This is a genomic window from Prosthecobacter sp. (assembly GCF_029946185.1).
Lineage (GTDB): Bacteria > Verrucomicrobiota > Verrucomicrobiia > Verrucomicrobiales > Verrucomicrobiaceae > Prosthecobacter.
Genome location: NZ_JAQSEA010000142.1, coordinates 1 through 3,615 on the forward strand (window position 1 = coordinate 1; position 3,615 = coordinate 3,615).

General features: G+C 60.9%; 3 protein-coding genes and 1 pseudogene. 3 read left to right on the forward strand and 1 reads right to left on the reverse strand.

Features of this window, described 5'->3' with window-relative positions; genetic code table 11:
- Positions 1–1,709: hypothetical protein (locus PSV43_RS12140; RefSeq protein ID WP_300197193.1), on the forward strand; the 1,709-nt coding region annotated here is incomplete at its 5' end.
- Between the two features lie 54 nt (positions 1,710–1,763).
- Here the strand turns inward: PSV43_RS12140 and PSV43_RS12145 are convergent.
- Positions 1,764–2,681, reverse strand: coding sequence for a hypothetical protein (locus tag PSV43_RS12145; protein ID WP_300197196.1), 918 nt, complete (start codon positions 2,679–2,681; stop codon positions 1,764–1,766).
- Positions 2,682–2,866: 185 nt separating this feature from the next.
- Between PSV43_RS12145 and PSV43_RS12150 the strand changes: the two genes are divergently transcribed.
- On the forward strand, positions 2,867–3,217 hold the full coding sequence (locus PSV43_RS12150) for a hypothetical protein (RefSeq protein WP_300197199.1): 351 nt from the start codon (positions 2,867–2,869) through the stop codon (positions 3,215–3,217).
- A gap of 108 nt (positions 3,218–3,325) precedes the next feature.
- Positions 3,326–3,615: pseudogene (locus tag PSV43_RS12155) on the forward strand (lactate dehydrogenase); the annotation flags it as partial.

A 3,615-nucleotide genomic window follows, 5' to 3' on the forward strand; every position in this document is an offset into this window, starting at 1 on the left:
AGAGCACGCGGGATGACTGCCTGGCCGCTGAGACGCGGCTGGCCTCACTCACCCAGAAATTGCAGGAGGGTCAGGAGAAGGAAGCCGGCCTGGAAGACCGCATCCGTACACTGGAGCAGAAGTCCGGGCAGTTGGAGAGCCAGACTCAGGAGCAGACCGGGAAGCTGGAGGCGCTGCGCCAGGAGCGCATTGGCACCGAGATCACGCTGCAGCGTCTCAGCCAGGAGCATGAAGAGGCGGGCATCCGATTGGAAGCCCGTCATTCAGAGATCGACACCGCTGCGGTGCGACTGCAGGAGGCGCTGCATGAATGCCAGCAGGCCGAGGAGCGGCGGATGGCCCTGACCCATGAAGTGGAAAATCTGCTCATGCGCCAGCAAAATCAGGAGATGATTTTGCGTGAAGTCGAAGCGCAGATCGCCCGACGCGAACAGGAGCGGGAAGCATCTGCCGCAGCAGTCCGCCAGTCCCAGCAGGAGTATGTGGCTTCTGCCGCGGCGGTGGTGGCCACGCGCAAGGAACTGGCTGAGCAACAGGCCGGTGTGACGGCGGCCACGGCCAAGCTGTCCGAACTCCAGGCGGTGGTGCAGACGACGGAGCAGAACCTGACGACCACTTCAGCCAGTCTGGCAGGCCAGGAGCAAAAGCTGGTGGAAACCCAGACCGCGCTGGATGCTGTGACGCAGGAACTTTTGATGGCGCATGACTTGAAGGTGACGCTGGAAGCGCTGACCTCCCGGCAGGCCAATGTGGCTGATGCGGAGCTGCGGCTGGGACTGCTGGGACGGCAGGTGGAAGAGGCTTCGCAGCGGCGTGCCCAGCTTGACACTGCCCTGAACGACATCACCCAGCAGCTTGCCACGGCCACGGCGAGCTGTGATTCCGTCAACCATCAGGAAATCGAGACCCGCAAGCGTCTGGAGCTGATGACTGCGCAGGAAAAAGACCTCCGCCAGGAAATCGCGACGCTGACTTCCTCTGCCCAGCAGGAGCGGGTGATGTATGATGAACTGCGCTCCTTGTCGAAGGATGCGCGTCAGTTGCATGACCAGGAAAGCGCCGCACTCACCGTGCAGATCCGAGACGCACGCCAGCAGCTTAGCGGCTGGGAGACGCAGATCTCCACTTTGCTGGAATGGAAAGAGCGGATGGATCTATGCCTGAACCGGCTGCAGCAGGCCGAGGCGGATTCACCTGAATCTCGCAGTGCGAAGGACGAGATCCTCATGTCACTGGGCGCGCTGCGTCACATCATGGAGCGCATTCAGTCCAGCAAGACGGAGGCTGAAGGCGCAGCAGCGCGCGTGGCTGCGGTCGAAGGCTTCAGGGGCGGCAACGCAGCGGATGAAGCTTCTGCCACACCCGAGACGAAAGCGGGTGTTTCGATGATCAGCGAACTGCGGCCAAACAGCCGGCTCAGCCGCCTGCGTGATGATCTTCAGCGTGAGGAGACGCGTCTGCATTTTCTGCGGCAAAACTCGCGTTCCCTCGAACTCCGCGCCCGCACACGGTCGCACCTGCCGGCGGTCTCGGATGGTCAGAATGGGGGTGCGCAGGAAGGCACGACTCACTGGGAGGAGCGGATCAAGCGCGCTGCGATTGATGAAACCAATCTCCTGGAAAAAATCGCAACGCTCAAAGGTCAGATCGCGGAACTTCGTGGGGAATTCCAGACACCGGCCGCCATGGCCATGGAAACGAGCGGTTGATCCTCGTGAGCAAGTACGCGGGAGTTCAAGAGGTCTTCCAGATGCCTTGGGTGGCTATCTCCTCCGGGAGCGACGGCGCGTGCTGGCGCGTCGGGCACGGGCGCTGAGCTGGAGCTTGCGGCCGATGACGATGATGACCAAAATCATGGCGGTGAGGATCATCCACCAGTGCTCATGGAGGGAATCTGTGGGTGTGTCGGTGGGGTCGATGGAGCTGGCGAGTGTGACGGCGGAATTGCCAGTGGCTGCATTCGTGAAGGCGGCAGGCGAGCCGTCTAGCGCTGGTGCCAGCCTTGCGGTTGGAACTGCGTAGGGTGGCTCTGCCGCCGTGGGAGAGGGCAGGGGAGCGTTTGTGAAGGGCGGAGCCGAGGGTGCGGCTTTCTTCTTCGCCGCGTCCTGCACGAAGGGATCGTCCGCGTAACCGGTGTCATAGAGATACTCCGGCTCTTGCGCGGTGAAGGTCACGTCTTCAGTGCGGCCGTCCTGCTCATAGAGGGCGTGGACCGTCTGCATCGGCCCGGTTTGCTCGAAGATATCGAAGCTCAGCCAGAAGTCCTCCAGCACCTTGCCCGTGATGGTTTGCACAAAGGTCACATCCACCTTGCGCGCCGCATACTCGGGCTCGGCCATGGGGGGCGTGTGCGCGGCATCCGGCCAGAGCATTTCAAAACGCACGCCGGAGCCCAGCAGGGCTTTTTGCTGGTTGATCTCCACATGGATGTGCTGGTTCAGATACGTCGCAATGCGTGGCTGCGCGGCGGCTAGCTCGGCCATGCTGATCTTTGCATCGCCGTCCTCATCAATACCGGTGAATTGCGTGAGCGTGAGGAGGTTGAACGTCAGGCGGATCTCCAGTTGCTGCATCTTGGGCCGCACGCGCATCTCGCTTTGGTCGGCGGGGTGGGCGTGGGCGGAATGACTGATGATCGATGCCAGAATGACGAAGGCAGCCAGAACACGGAAGCTCTTCATGCCTGAGGATGTAGAAGGCGGCGGCATCGGATGATCCCATCAATGAGCACAGACAGAGCGAGGGCAACAAAAAGTAATCTCAAGAGGCAAACGCAGGCGTTTTTGATTGTTCTTTGGCATGCGGTACGCTTGATTTTCTGCTTTCCGCAGACCGGAAAATTCACACCACGCCTACACCCCACTCCATGAAGAAAATCGCACTCACCCTGATGCTTGCCATCGCCAGTCTTGGTTCTGCCTCCGCAGATTCAGTCATCAAGGATGTCATGAAAAAGGACTTCAAGCCCGAGGATGCCATCGCCAAGAAAGTCGGCAAAGGCGCAGCCACCGACGCCGAGCTGGACACTCTGATCCAAGGTATCGAGGCGATCTGCGCAGCCACGCCATCCAAGGGTAACAAGGCGGTCTGGGAGGAGAAGACCAAGGCGCTCTCCGCCGCGCTGGCCAAGGTGAAAGCGAAGGACGCCAGTGGCATGAGCGAGTGGAAAAAGGCGGTCAACTGCAAGGCCTGCCACGACGTGTTTAAGGGCAAGTAAGAAGGCCGGTTGAAACCTGTTTGAGCGGAGGCGCTGTCCAGCCGGGCAGCGCCTTCGTTGTTTCTGATTCTTGCGCATCGCGCCACTCTCTCCATCATCCGCCAAGCCATGCCTACCACCTACCACGTCGTTCCCACTGAAGCCCACAACGATCTCGTCCGCACTGCCTACCAGCACCGTGGCTACACGAAGGCGGAAGCCGATGATGCCGCACGTTTTTGCGAGATGGCCTCGGCCCACGGCATCCGCACGCACAACGTCATCAAGGCGCTGCATTTGGACCACCTTTTCGGCAGCGCCACCGGTGGCTGCAAACCCGGCGCAGAGATCGAAGTCGTCAAAAAGAACTTCGCCGCCAGTGAAGCCTGGGACGGCAAATTGAAGCTGGGCCAAAGCGT

Excerpts from the sequence above, each read along its gene's own strand:
- PSV43_RS12150 (WP_300197199.1), top strand. The coding sequence starts at position 2,867 with ATGAAGAAAATCGCACTCACCCTGATGCTTGCCATCGCCAGTCTTGGT.
- PSV43_RS12145 (WP_300197196.1), bottom strand. The coding sequence starts at position 2,681 with ATGAAGAGCTTCCGTGTTCTGGCTGCCTTCGTCATTCTGGCATCGATC.